The organism is Paenibacillus terrae (assembly GCF_005217525.1).
In the GTDB taxonomy this organism is placed as follows: Bacteria; Bacillota; Bacilli; order Paenibacillales; family Paenibacillaceae; genus Paenibacillus; species Paenibacillus terrae_C.
Genome location: NZ_PNXQ01000012.1, coordinates 772,975 through 789,560 on the forward strand (window position 1 = coordinate 772,975; position 16,586 = coordinate 789,560).

The following is a 16,586-nucleotide window of genomic DNA, read 5'->3' on the forward strand; positions in this document are numbered from 1 at the left end:
GAGCAGTTCCTTGAACCTCATATGCCATCTGTAGATGGCAAGCGGGCAAGTAGGGGATACCGGTTCACGACCGTTACAACGTGCAGAGCGAGATGATCATGCATAGCATGGATAACACCTGTATTGTCGAAAGGCAAAGCGCGGGATGTGCTTAGAAGGATTGTCTAACGAGGGTGGTACCACGGTCTTTTCGTCCCTTTACCGGGAGAAAGGACCTTTTTTTGTTGTCTGAAAAGCTGGATATGAAGAAAGGGGACTGAACAGGCGATGAGCGAAACCATCCAAATGAAGGAACATTTGCTGGCCTTGAAGGAAGAAGCATTGGAAGTATTGGAGAAGGTGGCAACGCCCAAGGAGCTGGCCGATCTGCGGGTCAAATATTCGGGTAAAAAGGGTGCCTTGACTGAAATTTTGCGCGGTATGGGCAAGCTGAGCGCGGAAGAACGTCCAGTTGTTGGACAAGTAGCCAATGAAGTGCGCGAGGCGATTGAAGAAGTCGTCAATCGTAAACAGGACGAGTTCACCAAAGCAGAAACGAATGAGCGTCTGCAAGCGGAAAAGATCGACGTTACGCTGCCTGGACGCACATTGCCGCAAGGTGGATTGCATCCACTCAACAAAGTAATTGAGCAGATTGAGGACATTTTTACCGGTATGGGTTACCGAGTTGCGGAGGGTCCACAGGCTGAGACGGATTATTATAACTTTGAAGCGTTGAACCTGCCTAAGAATCACCCGGCGCGGGATATGCAGGATTCGTTTTATCTGACCGAGGATCTGTTGATGCGTACCCATACGTCACCCGTTCAGATTCGCGCAATGGAGGCGATGAAGGGCGAAACACCTATCAAGGTCATTTGTCCGGGTACGGTTTTTCGACGTGATGATGACGATGCTACGCATTCTTTCCAATTCCACCAAATTGAAGGGATTGTTGTTGGTAAAGATATTCGCATGAGTGATCTGAAAGGAACCTTGCTGCAATTTGCACGCGAAATGTTCGGGGAATCGACCGAAATCCGTCTGCGTCCAAGCTTCTTTCCGTTTACCGAGCCGAGTGCTGAGGTAGACGTGACTTTTGTAAAGAAAAATGGCGAGCGCGTATGGATCGAAATTTTGGGCTGTGGCATGATGCATCCGAAAGTGCTGGAAATGGGCGGTTTTGATCCCGAGGTATATAGCGGCTTTGCATTCGGTATGGGTGTAGAACGGATTGCCATTTTGAAATACGGCATTGACGATATTCGTCATTTTTATAACAGTGACCTGTCATTCTTGAAGCAGTTTGCGCGTCAATAAACAACTATATCAAGGGAAGTGAACCCATATGAAAGTATCATTCGATTGGCTATCCGAGTATGCGTCGCTGGATCATGTGAGCGCGGAGGATCTGGCAGAGAAAATCACCCGTTCGGGTATTGAAATTGATGAGGTCGAACATCGCAACAAAGGGATTACTGGCGTCGTGGTCGGTTATGTCAAAAGCAAGGAAAAACACCCTGATGCGGATAAGCTGAATGTGTGTATCGTCGATGCGGGCCAAGAGGAAGATCTGCAAATCGTGTGTGGCGCCAAAAATGTGGATGCAGGGCAAAAGGTTCCTGTTGCCGTCGTGGGCGCGAAGCTGCCGGGAGATTTTCAGATTAAAAAGGCCAAGCTGCGTGGTGTTGTGTCCATGGGCATGATCTGCTCGGCGAAGGAACTGGGCATGAATGACAAGCTGCTGCCCAAAGAGCTGCAGGAAGGTATTCTCGTATTGCCTGAGGATGCTGAAATCGGTACGCCGATTACGAAGCTGCTGGCGCTGGATGATCAGGTGCTGGATTTTGATCTGACACCAAACCGTTCGGATTGCTTGAGTATGCATGGAGCGGCTTATGAAGTGAGCGCGATTTTGGGGCGTGATATTTCGCTGTCTGACCCGGCTAAGGATTTGGTGGAAATCAGCGATGCGGCGGCAGATCATCTGTCGGTAAAGGTGGATACACCTGAACTGTGTACGCATTATGCGGCTCGCTATATCACGGGTGTGAAAGTGGGGGCCTCTCCACTGTGGATTCAAAACCGCCTGATGGCGGCGGGAGTTCGTCCGATCAACAACATCGTGGATATTACGAACTATGTCATGCTGGAATACGGTCAGCCGTTACATGCTTTTGATGCGGATAAGCTGGAAAATGGCAACATTGAAGTGCGTCTCGCTCGTGCAGGTGAAACATTGGTTACACTGGACGATCAGGAGCGGAAGCTGGAGCCGCATATGCTGCTGATTACAGACGGCGTGAAGCCGATTGCGTTGGCAGGGGTGATGGGCGGAGCGAATTCCGAAGTTACGGATGCGACGGTCAGCATAGCGCTGGAATCCGCGAAGTTTGACGGCGGTACGGTACGCAAAACGTCCCGTCAGCTTGGACTTCGTTCCGAAGCAAGCCTGCGTTTTGAAAAAGAGGTTGATCCGGGTGCTGTTGTACCTGCGGTGAACCGTGCGGCTGCGCTGATTCAGCGTTATGCAGGAGGCACTGTGCATCAAGGAATCGTGGAATCTGCTTCTGCAAGGGCCGAAAACCGGATTATTAAGCTGTCGCTGGATAAAGTGAACCGATATTTGGGAACAGAGTTGTCGCTGCTTGAAGTAAAAACGATATTCGGCAGGCTTCATTTCGGATGCGGTGATGCTGGGCAAGGAGTGCTGGAAGTCGAAGTACCTACGCGCCGTGGCGATATTTCCATGGATGTGGATTTGATTGAAGAGGTAGCTCGTCTCTATGGTTACGATAATATCCCTACAACACCGATTGAAGGACCGACGACACCGGGAGCTTTGACAGCTTCGCAATCGCTACGCCGTTCACTGCGCAAATTACTGGCTCATGGCGGCTGGCAAGAGACAATTAGTTACTCGTTTGTGCATCCGGAAAGTACAGGCTTGTTTAATGCACTGACAGAGGGCAGCCATCCGGTACGCTTGGCGATGCCAATGAGCGAAGACCGCAGTGTGCTGCGTACAAGCATCATTCCACAAATGCTGGATACAGCAGTGTACAACATGAACCGAAAGCAGGAAAATCTGGCGATTTTCGAAATAGGAACTGTATTTTATACCGCGGAACAAACGTTGACCCGCCAGCCGCAGGAAATTCAAGTGCTCAGTCTGCTACTGACTGGTGTACGCCGTGAAAAACAATGGAATATCGGTGCTGAGAAGGTCGATTTCTTTGATATTAAAGGCGCGCTGGAAACGGTATTTGGCTATTTCGGACTGGATGCAAGCATCCGTTATGTGGCTGACCAGCCGCAAAGCTATCATCCGGGGCGTTCTGCCTCGGTATGGCTGGATGTGAATGGGGCCTCCCAACGAATCGGCACCATCGGGCAGATCCATCCGGAGCTGCAACAGTCTTATGGGCTGAATGATACGTATGTAGCGGAAATTGAGTTGCAACAGGTGATCGAACACGCCAACAGTCATATTCAGTTCAGAGAGCTGGCCCGCTTCCCGTCTGTGGAGCGCGATATAGCCCTCGTGGTGAATAAGGACGTTGAGGCAGGCGAATTGCTGCGTGTGATTCATGCGGCAGGCGGAGAGCTATTGCAGGATGCACGGGTGTTTGATGTATTTACAGGCAGTAAGCTTGGCGAAGACAAGAAGAGCGTAGCTATCTCTCTGACCTACCGTCACTGGGAGCATACGTTGACGGATGAAGAGATTAATGCGGCGCATATTCCTGTCGTTACGTCTCTGGAACAAACTTTTGAAGCGGAATTGAGAAAGTAGCAGGAAATGCGGGGAGCCGTATCGAATCTTAGTGACAGAGGTTCGATACGGCTTTTTGGCCTATCATCATGGAAGCTCTCTACTCTGATATTCACCCGCTGCGGGGAAGCCGGACTAATGGGGTTGAACGCTTCACGAAGGGCGGGTTACCATAGTACCGGACACAACTTAGAATCAACATACAGTAGTATTGAAGGAGGGCTTAATTGTGACTACACCAGATCGTACTCGCGTCACTGTAGAGATCTACGGTACTTCTTATAAACTCGTCGGAAGTAATACCGATTATATGAAGCAGGTTGCCAATTACGTGGATGAACGCATGCATAGCATTTCTCAGGCTCATTCGCGTCTTGATATGCCCCGAATTGCTGTGCTGGCTGCGGTTCATATGGCAGAAGAAGCTGTACAAATTCAGGAAATTCAGAGTCATATGAACCGGTTGGCCGGGGAGCGGGCGGAGCTTCGGGGCGAACTGGCTCAACTTCAGACGGCTCTTGGAGAACAGCAGCAAAAGAATACGGATTTGCAACAGTCTTTTGCCCAATTGAAGGCAGAGAAGGAAACACTTCTGAAAAAGTGGACGGAGAACGAATCCGCATCAGCTAGGGAAATTGCCGAATTAAAGGCGAAGCTGGAACAGCAGGAGAAAAAAGCGGTAGAACTCGAAAATGGACGAAAGCAGGCTGAACGTCAATTGGAGGAGTCCCGTCAGGAAGCTGCACTTAAGCTGAAAGAACAGCAGGAGGCGGCAAATGCCCGTATCCGCCAGATGGAGGAGCAAACCAGGAAGGAGCTGGCCGAAGCGGTCAAGCAGGCGGAAGCCAAGCTGTCGGCTGCGGAAAAGGCTCATCAGGAGCGCCAGCGTACAGAGCTGGACAAGCTGCGTTCAGCTTTGCAGCAGGAGCATAGCCGGAAGGTCACCGAATGGCAGGACAAGTGGTCCGGGCTGAGTGAGCAGTTGGAGCAGGAGCGTAAACAGGCGGAACTGGTGCTGAATGAGGAAAAGCTCCAGCATCTGGAAGCGGAGAAACGGGCCGAGGAAGCTGCATTGGAGCAGGAAATTCGGATCGAGGAGCTTCAAGAGCAATTGGAGCAGGTACAATCAGGCAGTGCAGAGCTGTCTTCCCGTCTGGGAGAGGCGCAAGAGCAGGTTGCAGCATTGAAGCAACAGCAGTCCGAGCTGGAGTCTATGCTGGAAACGCAGCGACAGGCTGCGACAGAGCGTGAGCAGGCGGATACGCTTGCGCGTGAAGAGCTGCAAAGCCGTTACAATGAATTGGCGGCGGAAGCCAAGGCAACGCAGCAGCAGGCGGCCAAGCTGGAGGAAGAACAGCGCCGGATGCAGAAGTTGCTGGAACAGGCGCATGTGTCCTCCCGCAAACTGCAAAGTGAGTTGGCTACACTGGCCGAAAGTGAGAAGTCTTGGCAGAAGCTTGCAGAGGAACGCCAGCACGCAGTAGATGAGCTGGAGCTTTCGATACTGGAAGTACGTGAACAGAAGGAGACTGTACAGGAGCAATTACAGCATGCGGTGGCTGAGGTTGAAGCTGTAAATCATAAGTTTGCTGCACAGCAGCAACGTCTGTCGCAGTTGGAAGCGAGAATCAAGGAGCTTTCACCTGAGCTGATTCGCGTTCAGGATGAGCTGGAGAAGGCAATCCTGCGTGAGCAAGAGGGAACAAAGGCTTACAAAACGCTTCAGGAACAGTATGGAAGCATGAAGAGCCGGGCGGAGCAACTGGGACAGAATATCAAGCAGCTCCAACGTGAGGATAGCGAACGGCGGAAGGAACTGGAACGTGCCGAAGAGGAATCACTGGAATGGCAGCTTAAATATGAGCAGTTGAAGGCCGAAGCGGAACGTTTGGAGACCGAAGATGCTGCACGTAAGAAAGAATTTGCCTCGTGGGAACGGGAAATAGCCGTAACTGTTGAACAAAAGGAACAGCTTCAAGAGGAAATTCGTTTGGCCGTTGAAGCTGCCGAGGCGGCGAAGGCTGAACAGCGATCTGTAGATCAGGAACGGATAGCTTTACAGTCCGAACTGGAGGAAGTCGGTCAGAAGTATGAGCTGGCGGCTCATCAGCTTCGTCTTTTACAGGTTCAGCAGGATGTGGATCGGGAACATACGGAGAAGATATCGATGGAACTACGTCAATTGCAAGAAGAGTATACCAAGCTTCAATCCGAGTATAATGAGTGGATTGAATTAATCGAACAGGATCAGTAGATACGGATTATAAATGTAATGCAATCCCCGGCTGCTTATCGCCGGGGATTATTTGTATGCAGTATCCTATTCGGTTTTCGGATGACAAAAGGCTATCCAGCGGCAGAAGAAATCTGCTGTGGAACAGCCTTGTCGGAATGTGAACCCAAATTATTTCTCGCTCTTGCGGCCGGCTTCAAACGGTGTCGCTACCGGAATGAACAGGTCGATAATCCCGATAACCAATGCAGCGAGCAATGCGCCCAGAACGGAAACACTGACACTAGTTACGATATATTGAGCGATCCAGATAACCAGAGCGCTCACCAGAAAGCCTACGATACCACGTCCGAATGGTGAAACGCGTCGGCCAAACATAGCCTCAATGATGTAACCGATCAAGGCAATGACAATGGCAAGGATCAGCGCGCTCCAAAAGCCGCCTACACTAAAGCCGGGAACGATCCAGCTTACGACCATCAGAACCAAAGCGGCAACGATGAAACGCACAATGTGACCGAGAATGCTCACGGAATAACCTCCTTTGTTTTTTTGAATGTACAGGGTTATACAAAGGTTATTGTGTGGCATAAACGGCTTTCTTATGTGTAAAACAGAGTTGGCAAATAGCGTAAGTGCGCGGCTTTCGTTATAATATAGATATAAGTGAAAGGAGTAGTGAAGTTGGACTCTAAAATTTTCAAAACCCTAGAATATCAAAAAATTTTAAATAAACTAAGTCACTATGCTCAGACCGCGATTGGTCAGCAGACAGCCCAGCGGCTACAGCCCAGCGATGATTTGGAACATATCAAGAAATTGCTGAAAGGCACGGATGAGGCCTATGCTGCCGATCGACTTAAAGGAGTACCCTCGTTTAACGGAGTCGTGGATATTACTCCGGCGGTCAAGCGCGCCCGTATCGGCGGAACACTGAGTCCACAGGAGCTGCTTGGCATTCGGACAACAGTTCAGGCTGCACGCCGTGTACAGGTGTACGTGGCAAGTTTGCATGAGGAAAATCCAGTCGAAACACTGCTGTATTGGAGTGAGCAGCTTTCAGAACAGAGAGGTCTGGAAAACTCGATTAAAGGCTGTATCGACGAAAATGCAGAGGTGCTGGATTCTGCCAGTACAGAGCTTTCACAAATCCGCAGAGAGCTGCGCTCGGGTGAAGTGCGTATTCGGGAAAAGCTCGATTCCATGATTCGTTCCTCCACCGTATCCAAAATGCTTCAGGATCAGTTGATTACGATCCGTGGAGACCGTTTTGTAATTCCGGTTAAAGCCGAGTATCGTTCTTATTTTGGCGGAATTGTGCATGATCAATCCGGGTCCGGTGCAACGCTGTTTATTGAGCCTGAATCCATCGTGGCCATGAACAACAAGCTGCGGGAAACACGGTTGAGAGAAGAACGCGAGATCGAAGTGATTTTACAAAAGCTGACCGCACTTGTTGCAGAACAAGCGGATATGCTGCTATATGATGTAGATGTTTTGGGGACGCTTGATTTTATTTTTGCCAAAGCGCGTCTTGCTCGTGAGATGAAGGCAACCTTGCCTTTGATGAATGATCGTGGTTACTTGAAGCTGAAAAAAGGCAGACACCCTCTTATTCCGTTGGAGCAGGTCGTTCCGATTGATGTGGAGCTGGGCAATTCGTACACCTCCATTATCGTAACCGGACCGAATACAGGGGGGAAAACCGTTACGCTAAAAACCATTGGCTTGCTTAGTCTGATGGCGATGTCGGGACTTTTTGTGCCTGTAGAAGACGAAAGCCAGCTATGCGTATTTGATGCGATCTATGCAGATATTGGTGACGAGCAAAGCATTGAGCAAAACCTGAGTACCTTTTCCAGTCATATGACCAACATTATCAGCATCCTGAAAAATATGACGCCAAAAAGCCTTGTGCTGCTTGATGAGGTAGGTGCAGGAACCGATCCTGCGGAAGGCTCGGCTTTGGCTGTATCCATTCTGGAGCATATGCATGCTTTGGGTTGCCGTATGGTTGCGACAACTCACTACAGTGAATTAAAGGCCTATGCCTATGAGCGCAAAGGAATCATTAATGCGAGCATGGAGTTTGATGTTGCTACATTAAGCCCGACATACCGTCTTCTCGTGGGTGTGCCCGGTCGAAGCAACGCTTTTGCCATTGCTGAGCGCTTGGGATTGCCGGGCCGTATTCTTGATTATGCCCGTGGTGAGGTGACGGAAGAAGATCAGCGCGTAGAGCATATGATTGCGTCACTGGAACAGAACCGTTTGACAGCAGAGCAAGAGCGGGAAAAGGCGGAACAATTGCGCGGTGAAATGGAAGAACTGCGCACCCGTCACCAGAATGAGCTGGATAAGCTGGAAGCACAGCGGGACCGTATGCTGGAAAAAGCTGCGGACGAAGCGAGAGGTCTCGTGGACAAAGCTCGCAGCGAAGCGGAGAAAATCATTGCCGATCTGCGTAAGTTGGCTCAGGAAGAAGGAGCCTCTGTTAAGGAACATAGGCTGATTGCAGCTCGCAGAGAGCTGGATGAAGCGGAACCGAAACATCGTAAGAAAAGTGCAGTCAAGCGCCCTGTCGCTGCACGTACTCGCTCTATCGTAGCTGGTGATGAGGTATCCGTTCACAGCCTGAATAAAAAAGGTCATGTGGTGGAACTGTCCGGCAGCAAGGAAGCGGTGGTGCAACTGGGAATCATGAAAATGAAGGTCAGTCTGGACGATCTGGAGCTGCTGCAACCCGCCCAAACAACTGCACCGAGAGCTCAGAAGCCGGTAACCGGCATTAAGCGGACACGGGATGATCATGTGCGAAACGAGCTTGATCTGCGCGGTGCGAACGTGGAGGAAGCGCTGATGGAGGTAGATCGCTTCATGGATGAAGCATTTCTGGCCAATCTGGGGCAGGTACACATTATTCATGGCAAGGGTACAGGGGTTCTTCGGACCGGTATTCAGGAGTACCTTCGCAAGCATAAGCATGTGAAAAGCTACCGTATCGGAAATTACAATGAAGGCGGCACAGGCGTGACTGTTGCTGAATTGGAATGAGCTACGGGTTACCGGCTCCGTCCAGGAAAGCTTTGTAGAACGGGAGGGACAAAGTGAAGATGGCGATTGATGAATTGCTGTCACATCCGTTAGGAATGATGCTGGGTTATTTCTCGGTGGCGGTGCTGGAGCTGATTGTATTTTTGTGTTGCTTTGAGCTGGTAACCCGGTATAAATGCTGGGAAGAGATCAAACGCGGCAATATTTCAGTTGCGATGGCTACGGGCGGGAAAATGTTCGGTATTTGCAACGTGCTCCGCTTTGCGATGGAAGCCAAATCCAGCGTGTACGATACGATGATTTGGTCGTTCGTCGGCTTTTTACTGCTGCTTGCGGCGTACTTTCTGTTTGAGTTTCTGACACCGGTATTTTCAATCGATCAGGAGATTAAGGAGGACAACCGCGCTGTCGGCTTGTTCTCCATGATTATCTCGATATCGTTATCTTATGTGATCGGTGCCAGTGTAACTTGACACATCCTGTATACTAGAGCTTGGTATACGCATGGAACGGAAGGATGATGAAGCTTGGAAATGACTATTTGTCCATGGTGTAACATGGAAATTATTTGGGATGAAGAATTGGGACCTGAAGAAGAGTGCCCTTATTGCCATAACGACCTGAAAGGGTATTCGGATATTACCGATGATGAAGATGAAACGGAGTCTGATTCTGCATATGTTCATGGGCATACGGATGAGCACCGGCATGTAGAAAGTGAGCACATGCGTACTCATGCACATGACCACGAACACAGCCATGATGATGTGGCTTCTGCGGGTCAAGCCGCGTCTCTCTCTGGGAAGGAAGACCTAAAGGGCTATCGCACCTTGAGCATCCAGCTTGGGGACGAGGATGAGCAGGATATTTTATATGAAGCTGAGAATGAAATCATAGTAGAAAAGCCTGCCGATGCTCCGTTGTTGCAGGACAACGAGCTTCACAAGCTGCCTGTGCTGCATACCCTGCAAAAATTCGAAGAAAGCGGTGCGGATCTGATGGCCTATGAACAAGGCGCTGAACAAATTCTCGACAGACAAGATGAGGTGCTCGAATGTTCCCAGTGCGGTGAATATATGCTGCATGCAGGTTCGCAAACCGTGACAGGGGAAGGGTTTGTACCGTCGATTTCTCCTGCGCTCGGCAGACCTGTTCTGGATTTGCCGTTTGTCTTAAATGTATATGTATGTCCAAGCTGCTTCCATGTTCAGCAGACGTTGTCAGAGGATGACCGATTGCGTTTGTTAGAGAAGCTGAGTGGTATTTCCAACAATTAAATCATATTCCCCCGGATAAGCCCAAGTTGAACACGGGCATCTTAAACCGAAGAAGCTCTGAAGCAAGCTGAGTTAAAAGGAGCTGAATGGTGATTTTCGGTTAGGGGGAACTATATTGAAATCAAACCTGAACGGACAATCCATTCTGCTGCTAAGCCTGAATGGATTGTTTGTTTTTGCGGCAGCTTTGTCAGGTACTTTTCTTAACGTATATCTGTGGAAAAGCAGGCAGGATTACGCGATGATTGGCTGGTTTAATGTCAGCCAGCAAATTGCGCTGGGAATCATGGTTTGGGTGGCTGGAAAATGGGTCAAGGAGCATAACAAAATGAATGCTCTGCGCGTAGGGACCGCATTGTCCGGGTTATTTTATCTGGTGGTTTTATATACGGGATCGCAGGCCGTAAACTACATATGGCCGTTAGGGATGCTATTGGGTGCAGCGCTGGGTTTGTTCTGGCTGGCTTTTAATGTGATTTTTTTCGAAGTCACAGATCGGGTAAGCCGGGATCATTTTAATGGCTGGGTCGGTCTGCTGGGCTCATTTTCAGGTATTGTCGGTCCCTGGCTGTCCGGCTGGATTATCGCCCGTATGGAGGATGATGCGGGATACCGCGTGATATTTAGTATCTCTCTGGCACTTTATGTGGTAGGGGTGGTGCTGAGTTTCTTTCTTCGCAAGCGTAATACGACAGGAAGTTACAATTGGCTGGAGCCCAAGCAACGTTTGTCGCAAAAAGGAAGTATGTGGCGACCATTGTCTTTGTCGCTTGTTACCCAGGGCATTCGTGAAGGAGTTTTTGCCTTCCTGATTACGCTGCTTGTGTACGTGGTAACACAGCAGGAGTGGAAGCTGGCGCAGTTTTCGCTTATTACATCCGCAGTTTCATTTTTCAGCTTTTGGGCTGTTGGCAAATGGCTCAAGCCACAGTATCGTGCGATTGGCATGCTGTTGGGTGCCGTGCTGCTGGTGATTGTGCTTTTTCCGTTACTGTGGCGGATGCAATATAGCACGTTGCTGATAATGGGCATCGGAACCGCCTTGTTTTTGCCGTTATATTTAATCCCGATGATTTCTGCGAGCTTTGACCTGATGGGCGTGAGTGAAGAGGATGTTAATCAGAGGGTGGAGCTGGTCGTACTGCGCGAGCTGTGTCTAATGGTAGGTCGATTGACCGGAATGCTTATCTTTCTGGTTGTGTTGAGTATGAGCAAGGCACCTATAGCGATGATCTGGTTATTGATTGGGCTTGCGTTAATGCCCGTGGCGGGATGGGTATTTATGCGCAATGTACTAAAGAAGGAACAAACAACGAAGCAGAGCAAGTCTCATTCCAAGGCACGACGCTGGCACAGGCAAACCGAATAGCTTGAAATATATATTCAAAAAGAGCCTCCTAACCCACGAAAATGGGAATGGGAGGCTCTTTCGTATTTTGTATTTACTAAGCCAGCGGCTCCGTGATTTCAGGTGAAGGCTTGGTGGTACGCGTTAGTGAAAAAAGCTCCATCTCAGGTCGATGTGTGCCCGTCAGTTCATCAGCCAACAACTGCGCAGCCATCATGCTGGTGACTGTACCGTTTCCTCCGTAGCCCTCCAAAAAGTAGCAGTTCGGAAAGCGCGGGTGCGGGCCAATATACGGTAAACCATCATGGGAGGAGCCAAAGACGGCTGCCCATGCATAATCAATCTTGAATGGTATATCGGGAAAATGCTTCTGTAATGCTTGCAGCAGTTTTTTCTGTTGGTGCAGCAGTCTGACTTCACGCTGTCTCGGGTCGAGTACAGGCTCATCCAACCCCCCGATAATCACGCGTCCATCCGCAGTGGAGCGTATATACAAATAAGGACGGGCGGTTTCCCATATTAGACATTGTTCGTGCCACATGGCTGAATCTCCAATCGGCTTGGTGGCAATAGCATAAGAGCTTTCCAGTATGGCTCCGCGATCCTTTTTGATTTCCTGTGATTCATAGCCTGCTGCAAAAATAACCTTTTTCGCCCGGATGGTTCCACCGCTGGTATGACAAACTACCTCATTGTCGCCAAATTTAAAATGCTTCGCTTCGGTATGTTCATATAATTGTACACCAAGGCAGCTGGCGTATTGCAGGAGTCCCTGTACAAAACGAAACGGGTTCACCTCAGCATCTTCGTGTGTATACAGCGCAGCCGGTTTTCGAAAAGGGAAACGGGCCGCCACCTGTTGCTCATTCCAATATTCCACTGGGAATCCAAAGCGGGTTAACTGTTCGAATTCTTTTTGAAGCACCGACACATCCTCTGGCGTACTCGCATAATACAGGCTGCTGCGACGGATCAAGGACGGATCGATGTCCACTGTGCTGGCCAGCTTTTCCAACTGATCCAGAGCATCCTTACACATCCGATAAAACAGCACCCCATTAGCTTCACCAAAAGTGTTGATAAAAGAGGTCAGCGTCTTATCATTGCTATATTGCAGCAATCCGGTATTGGCCGAAGAACTTCCATGCGCCAGCTTACGCTTGTCAATGACCACCGTATCCACCTGTTGTTCTCCCAGCAGCCGGGCACAGAGAGAGCCACCCATCCCACCCCCGACGATAAGCACATCACAAGTCAAATCTTCTGTTAAAGCAGGAAAATCCAGTTTCTGCTCCAGGGTGCTAGGCCAATACGTATTCCCACTAATCAATTCCATAACAAAACACTCCTTATTAACAATAAGTAATATTCAATGTGTGTAGTTATTTAAAGTAATCAAGGTCTTAGTTCTAAAGGCTGTAAAAATCGTTAAAGCCCTTATCACTCCCAATCTCGTCGGAGTCTTGTCGAGATCTTGGCGCCTTAGTGGTGGGCGTTCCCGCCGAAGCAGCGAAGTGATCCATTTGAATCTGAAGAAGCGAAGCGCTCGCCTTTGCCACGGGATTCTTACCTCATAAATGTTTTACAAAATCAAAGAATCCCGTGGCAACAGCGATCGTAAGATCAAATGGATCGCGTAGCGTCCTCGATAGCAGAACCACCCTCACTAAATCGTCAAATTTCGATAAACTCCGCTCCTCTTCCCATATACATATAATTCCGCTAAAAGGACAAGCTAATCAGCGTGCAACAAAACATTTAAGGAGGCACAGACCATGCAATCTACGAACATGCAACCTTTGACCGGCAAAGAACTGGAGTACATCGTGGACTCCATTTCCAATGAAGAACTGCTGCTCAAGCAATGTGCGGCAACGGCAGCATCTATTCAGCATCCTGCCATTCAGCAAGCTTGTCTGCAATTCGCAAGAACTCATGAGCACCACCTGAACATGCTTTCAAATGCCCTTCAACAGCACCAGCAGCTTGCTCCTATGCAACCCCAGCAGTAATTATGGATTAACCAACAAAGGAGGTAATATCACGATGTTTTCACAGAACAATACGTCATTTATGCCCGAAGAAGATTTGCTCTATACCATTCTTGCCGATATGAAACGTACGGTGGGAGAATATACAACGGCAACAACTGAATCCAATTGTCCGTCTGTGCGCCAGCTTTTCACCGACCTTACGAGCGATACACTGCGTCTGCAAGGTGATTTGTACCGTTTGATGAGTCAGAACAACATGTACTCCACCACGACCAAAGCGTTGCGCACCGATTTGGACAAACAGATTCAGGAAGCCCGAAAAACCCAACAGGAATGCCAGCAGTTCATTCAGCAAAAATCGTCCTCCGCGGGAGTGTATAGCCAGCCTATGCATCAACAGGGCCAGCCTTCTCACCAAAACAACCCTTACTATATGTAAACAGGGCACTCCGCTTTTGAAGCTCTTTCTCATAACAAGCCGTCCGTCTGCCGGGTTCACCGGGGTGGGCGGTTTTTCTTTGCAGGTTTAAAGCGCGTATTGTATGATGTATAGTAATCTCTTTTGATGGAGGCCTTATGTAGAATGACTGAACTGAATGACTTGAAATTAAAAGTGCTGGAATTGTTAAAAGAAGATGCAAGAAGGACACCAACTCTGCTTGCTACCTTGCTGGGAGTTGCCGAGCAGGATGTATGTACTGCGATTAAAGAGCTTGAAGACCAACATGTAATCGTCAAATATGCCGCTGTGGTCAATTGGGATAAAGTTGACGACGAAAAGGTTACTGCTTTAATTGAGGTGCAAATTACACCGGAGCGGGGAAGAGGATTTGAAGGCATCGCTGAACGGATTTATTTGTATCCACAAGTTAAATCGGTATATCTCATGTCCGGTGCATACGACTTATTAGTGGAAGTAGAAGGACGCAATCTTCGTGAGGTAGCGAACTTTGTGTCGGAAAAGCTGTCGCCTATTGATTCGGTACTGTCCACCAAGACCAATTTTACGCTAAAAAAATACAAACAGGACGGAATTATCTTCGAAGATCATCAGGAAGATAATCGTCTGATGATTTCGCCGTAAAGGAAGATCATGATGAATATCAAACCTGAAGCATTGACTGACAGTAACAAAGCCATGAGTTCGTATTTGTCTCCGTTGGTGCGCGAGATTCCATCCTCGGGCATCCGTAAGTTTTTTGATCTGGTGGGCGGCAACAAGGATATTATTACTCTGGGGGTAGGCGAACCGGATTTTACAACGCCTTGGCATATGCGGGAAGCCTGCGTCTATTCATTGGAACGGGGGTTTACCAGCTATACTTCCAACGCGGGGACGCCTGAACTGCGTGAGGCGATTAGTGAGTATTTGGATGAGCAGTTTGCAGTCCGCTATGATCCCAAAAGTGAAATTATCGTAACGGTGGGCGGCAGCGAAGCGATTGACCTCGCTTTGCGTGCGTTAATTGTACCCGGCGACGAAATTCTGGTTCCAGAGCCATGTTACATTTCGTATTCTCCAATCACTTCGATTGGCGGTGGTATTCCCGTAGGGATTGAAACCTTCGCCAAGGATGAATTCAAGCTGACAGCAGAGGCGCTGGAGGCTAAAATCACACCTAAATCCAAAGTGCTGATTTTATGCTATCCCAGCAATCCAACCGGGGCGACCATGACCTATGAGGATTGGCTTCCGATTGCGAAAGTTGTAGAAAAGCATGATTTGATCGTCATTTCTGATGAAATTTATGCAGAATTGAACTATGGTGAGAAGCATGTCAGCTTCGCGGCTATGCCAGGCATGATGGATCGTACCATTCTCGTCAGCGGTTTCTCCAAAGCCTTCGCCATGACCGGCTGGCGTATTGGTTATACATGCGGGCACCCTGATTTAATTGCCGCTATGCTTAAAATCCACCAGTATACCGTAATGTGTGCGCCTTCGATGGGTCAGGTTGCGGCTCTTGAGGGTCTACGCAATGGTTTGGGCGAGAAGGATCGCATGGTGGAGGCTTACAATCAGCGTCGTCGTCTGATGGTCGAGGGGTTCCGGGAAATTGGTCTGGAATGTCACGAACCGAGAGGGGCTTTTTATGTTTTTCCAAGTATTCAGAGCACAGGGCTGAGCTCGGATGAGTTTGCGCAGCGCCTTTTGGCAGAGGCCAAGGTTGCGGCTGTGCCGGGGAACGTATTCGGTTTGGGAGGCGAAGGCTACCTTCGTTGCTCATATGCGACCTCTGTGTCTCAACTGACGGAAGCATTGGATCGGATCGGTCAATTTGTAGAAAAAGTAAAAAAAGAAGGTTGAAATTTTTTTATGGGTAATTCATAGAAAAAAGTATTTTATTTCTAAATTTATATGCTATAATATAAAATTGAAAGCAGGAAGTTCAATTTTTCAATTGCAGGAGGAGTGCTCATGTCATATGTTGGATATCATTCATCGGGTTCAATAGGATACGACATTTCCCTGGAAGATGAAATTTTGTTCCTGCGCAATGAGATGATGCGGACGTTTCAGGAAGAGAAGTCCTTCACCTCTGATCTTGTCATTGAGATCAGTTGCAAGCTCGATTTGAAAATTAACGAATACATGAAGCTGTACGGTACAGAATGCAAGGTGTAACCGTGTGAAGCCAAGCCGTACGTATAGAGAAGGCCGCAGGGCCTTCTTTTTTTGCGTTCACAACTTATGATATATTAGTGGCATGGAAGAGGGGGCGTACATATGAGAGCAGGGCTGAAAAGGCTTTCGCCATGGATCATCGGAGTGCTGGTACTCGTGCTGTTGGCGGGATGCGGGGGAAAGGACAAGGACAGTTTCTCCATTTTTATCATGGATAAGCAAGGGGATGCTTCAATTATTCGTGATGAGCTGGCGCAAAAGCTTAAGGATAAACTGGGCGAAAAGGCTCCAACCATCGAG

Annotated in this window: 14 protein-coding genes and 1 pseudogene; 13 read left to right on the forward strand and 2 right to left on the reverse strand. The window is 48.9% G+C overall.

Annotated elements, in window-relative coordinates; genetic code table 11:
• The first annotated feature begins 267 nt into the window (after window positions 1-267).
• From pheS to C1I60_RS13725, 3 genes are all read left to right on the forward strand, one after another.
• Complete coding sequence (gene pheS, locus C1I60_RS13715; protein WP_289306521.1) at window positions 268-1,299, forward strand: phenylalanine--tRNA ligase subunit alpha; 1,032 nt, start codon at window positions 268-270, stop codon at window positions 1,297-1,299.
• Between the two features lie 28 nt (window positions 1,300-1,327).
• On the forward strand, window positions 1,328-3,775 hold the full coding sequence (pheT, locus tag C1I60_RS13720; RefSeq protein WP_137062192.1) for a phenylalanine--tRNA ligase subunit beta: 2,448 nt from the start codon (window positions 1,328-1,330) through the stop codon (window positions 3,773-3,775).
• 208 nt (window positions 3,776-3,983) lie between these two features.
• Window positions 3,984-6,008: a DNA repair protein gene (locus C1I60_RS13725; protein ID WP_137062193.1), complete on the forward strand. Its 2,025-nt coding sequence runs from the start codon at window positions 3,984-3,986 to the stop codon at window positions 6,006-6,008.
• A gap of 150 nt (window positions 6,009-6,158) precedes the next feature.
• Here the strand turns inward: C1I60_RS13725 and C1I60_RS13730 are convergent, their stop codons facing one another.
• Complete coding sequence (locus C1I60_RS13730; protein ID WP_137062194.1) at window positions 6,159-6,518, reverse strand: phage holin family protein; 360 nt, start codon at window positions 6,516-6,518, stop codon at window positions 6,159-6,161.
• Between the two features lie 153 nt (window positions 6,519-6,671).
• On the opposite strand from C1I60_RS13730, the gene C1I60_RS13735 reads away from it, so the two are divergent.
• From C1I60_RS13735 to C1I60_RS13750, 4 genes are all read left to right on the forward strand, one after another.
• A complete protein-coding gene (locus tag C1I60_RS13735) occupies window positions 6,672-9,041 on the forward strand; it encodes an endonuclease MutS2 (protein WP_137062195.1) in 2,370 nt (789 codons plus the stop codon).
• A 59-nt stretch (window positions 9,042-9,100) separates the two neighbouring features.
• Entirely contained in the window at window positions 9,101-9,514 is a 414-nt protein-coding gene (locus C1I60_RS13740; RefSeq protein WP_137062280.1) for a DUF350 domain-containing protein, read from the forward strand.
• Between the two features lie 54 nt (window positions 9,515-9,568).
• Window positions 9,569-10,318: a hypothetical protein gene (locus C1I60_RS13745; RefSeq protein WP_137062196.1), complete on the forward strand. Its 750-nt coding sequence runs from the start codon at window positions 9,569-9,571 to the stop codon at window positions 10,316-10,318.
• A gap of 115 nt (window positions 10,319-10,433) precedes the next feature.
• Entirely contained in the window at window positions 10,434-11,687 is a 1,254-nt protein-coding gene (locus tag C1I60_RS13750; RefSeq protein ID WP_137062197.1) for an MFS transporter, read from the forward strand.
• Between the two features lie 76 nt (window positions 11,688-11,763).
• Here C1I60_RS13750 and C1I60_RS13755 read toward each other — a convergent pair whose 3' ends face one another.
• Window positions 11,764-13,002 (reverse strand): NAD(P)/FAD-dependent oxidoreductase, encoded by a 1,239-nt coding sequence (locus C1I60_RS13755; protein WP_137062198.1) that lies wholly within the window; start codon window positions 13,000-13,002, stop codon window positions 11,764-11,766.
• Window positions 13,003-13,441: 439 nt separating this feature from the next.
• On the opposite strand from C1I60_RS13755, the gene C1I60_RS13760 reads away from it, so the two are divergent.
• From C1I60_RS13760 to C1I60_RS25620, 6 genes and pseudogenes are all read left to right on the forward strand, one after another.
• A complete protein-coding gene (locus tag C1I60_RS13760) occupies window positions 13,442-13,678 on the forward strand; it encodes a hypothetical protein (protein ID WP_137062199.1) in 237 nt (78 codons plus the stop codon).
• A gap of 34 nt (window positions 13,679-13,712) precedes the next feature.
• Complete coding sequence (locus C1I60_RS13765) at window positions 13,713-14,099, forward strand: spore coat protein (protein ID WP_014280585.1); 387 nt, start codon at window positions 13,713-13,715, stop codon at window positions 14,097-14,099.
• 144 nt (window positions 14,100-14,243) lie between these two features.
• Window positions 14,244-14,744, forward strand: a complete 501-nt coding sequence (locus C1I60_RS13770) for an Lrp/AsnC family transcriptional regulator (RefSeq protein ID WP_014280586.1) — start codon at window positions 14,244-14,246, stop codon at window positions 14,742-14,744.
• A 12-nt stretch (window positions 14,745-14,756) separates the two neighbouring features.
• Window positions 14,757-15,968, forward strand: a complete 1,212-nt coding sequence (locus tag C1I60_RS13775; RefSeq protein ID WP_137062281.1) for an aminotransferase class I/II-fold pyridoxal phosphate-dependent enzyme — start codon at window positions 14,757-14,759, stop codon at window positions 15,966-15,968.
• 111 nt (window positions 15,969-16,079) lie between these two features.
• A complete protein-coding gene (locus C1I60_RS13780) occupies window positions 16,080-16,286 on the forward strand; it encodes an aspartyl-phosphate phosphatase Spo0E family protein (RefSeq protein ID WP_137062200.1) in 207 nt (68 codons plus the stop codon).
• 102 nt (window positions 16,287-16,388) lie between these two features.
• A pseudogene (locus C1I60_RS25620) lies at window positions 16,389-16,586 on the forward strand (hypothetical protein); the annotation flags it as partial.

Coding starts and splice junctions, on each gene's coding strand:
- C1I60_RS13740 (WP_137062280.1), top strand. CDS start 9,101: ATGGCGATTGATGAATTGCTGTCACATCCGTTAGGAATGATGCTGGGT.
- C1I60_RS13770 (WP_014280586.1), top strand. CDS start 14,244: ATGACTGAACTGAATGACTTGAAATTAAAAGTGCTGGAATTGTTAAAA.
- pheS (WP_289306521.1), top strand. CDS start 268: ATGAGCGAAACCATCCAAATGAAGGAACATTTGCTGGCCTTGAAGGAA.
- C1I60_RS13765 (WP_014280585.1), top strand. CDS start 13,713: ATGTTTTCACAGAACAATACGTCATTTATGCCCGAAGAAGATTTGCTC.
- pheT (WP_137062192.1), top strand. CDS start 1,328: ATGAAAGTATCATTCGATTGGCTATCCGAGTATGCGTCGCTGGATCAT.
- C1I60_RS13780 (WP_137062200.1), top strand. CDS start 16,080: ATGTCATATGTTGGATATCATTCATCGGGTTCAATAGGATACGACATT.
- C1I60_RS13760 (WP_137062199.1), top strand. CDS start 13,442: ATGCAATCTACGAACATGCAACCTTTGACCGGCAAAGAACTGGAGTAC.
- C1I60_RS13755 (WP_137062198.1), bottom strand. CDS start 13,002: ATGGAATTGATTAGTGGGAATACGTATTGGCCTAGCACCCTGGAGCAG.
- C1I60_RS13775 (WP_137062281.1), top strand. CDS start 14,757: ATGAATATCAAACCTGAAGCATTGACTGACAGTAACAAAGCCATGAGT.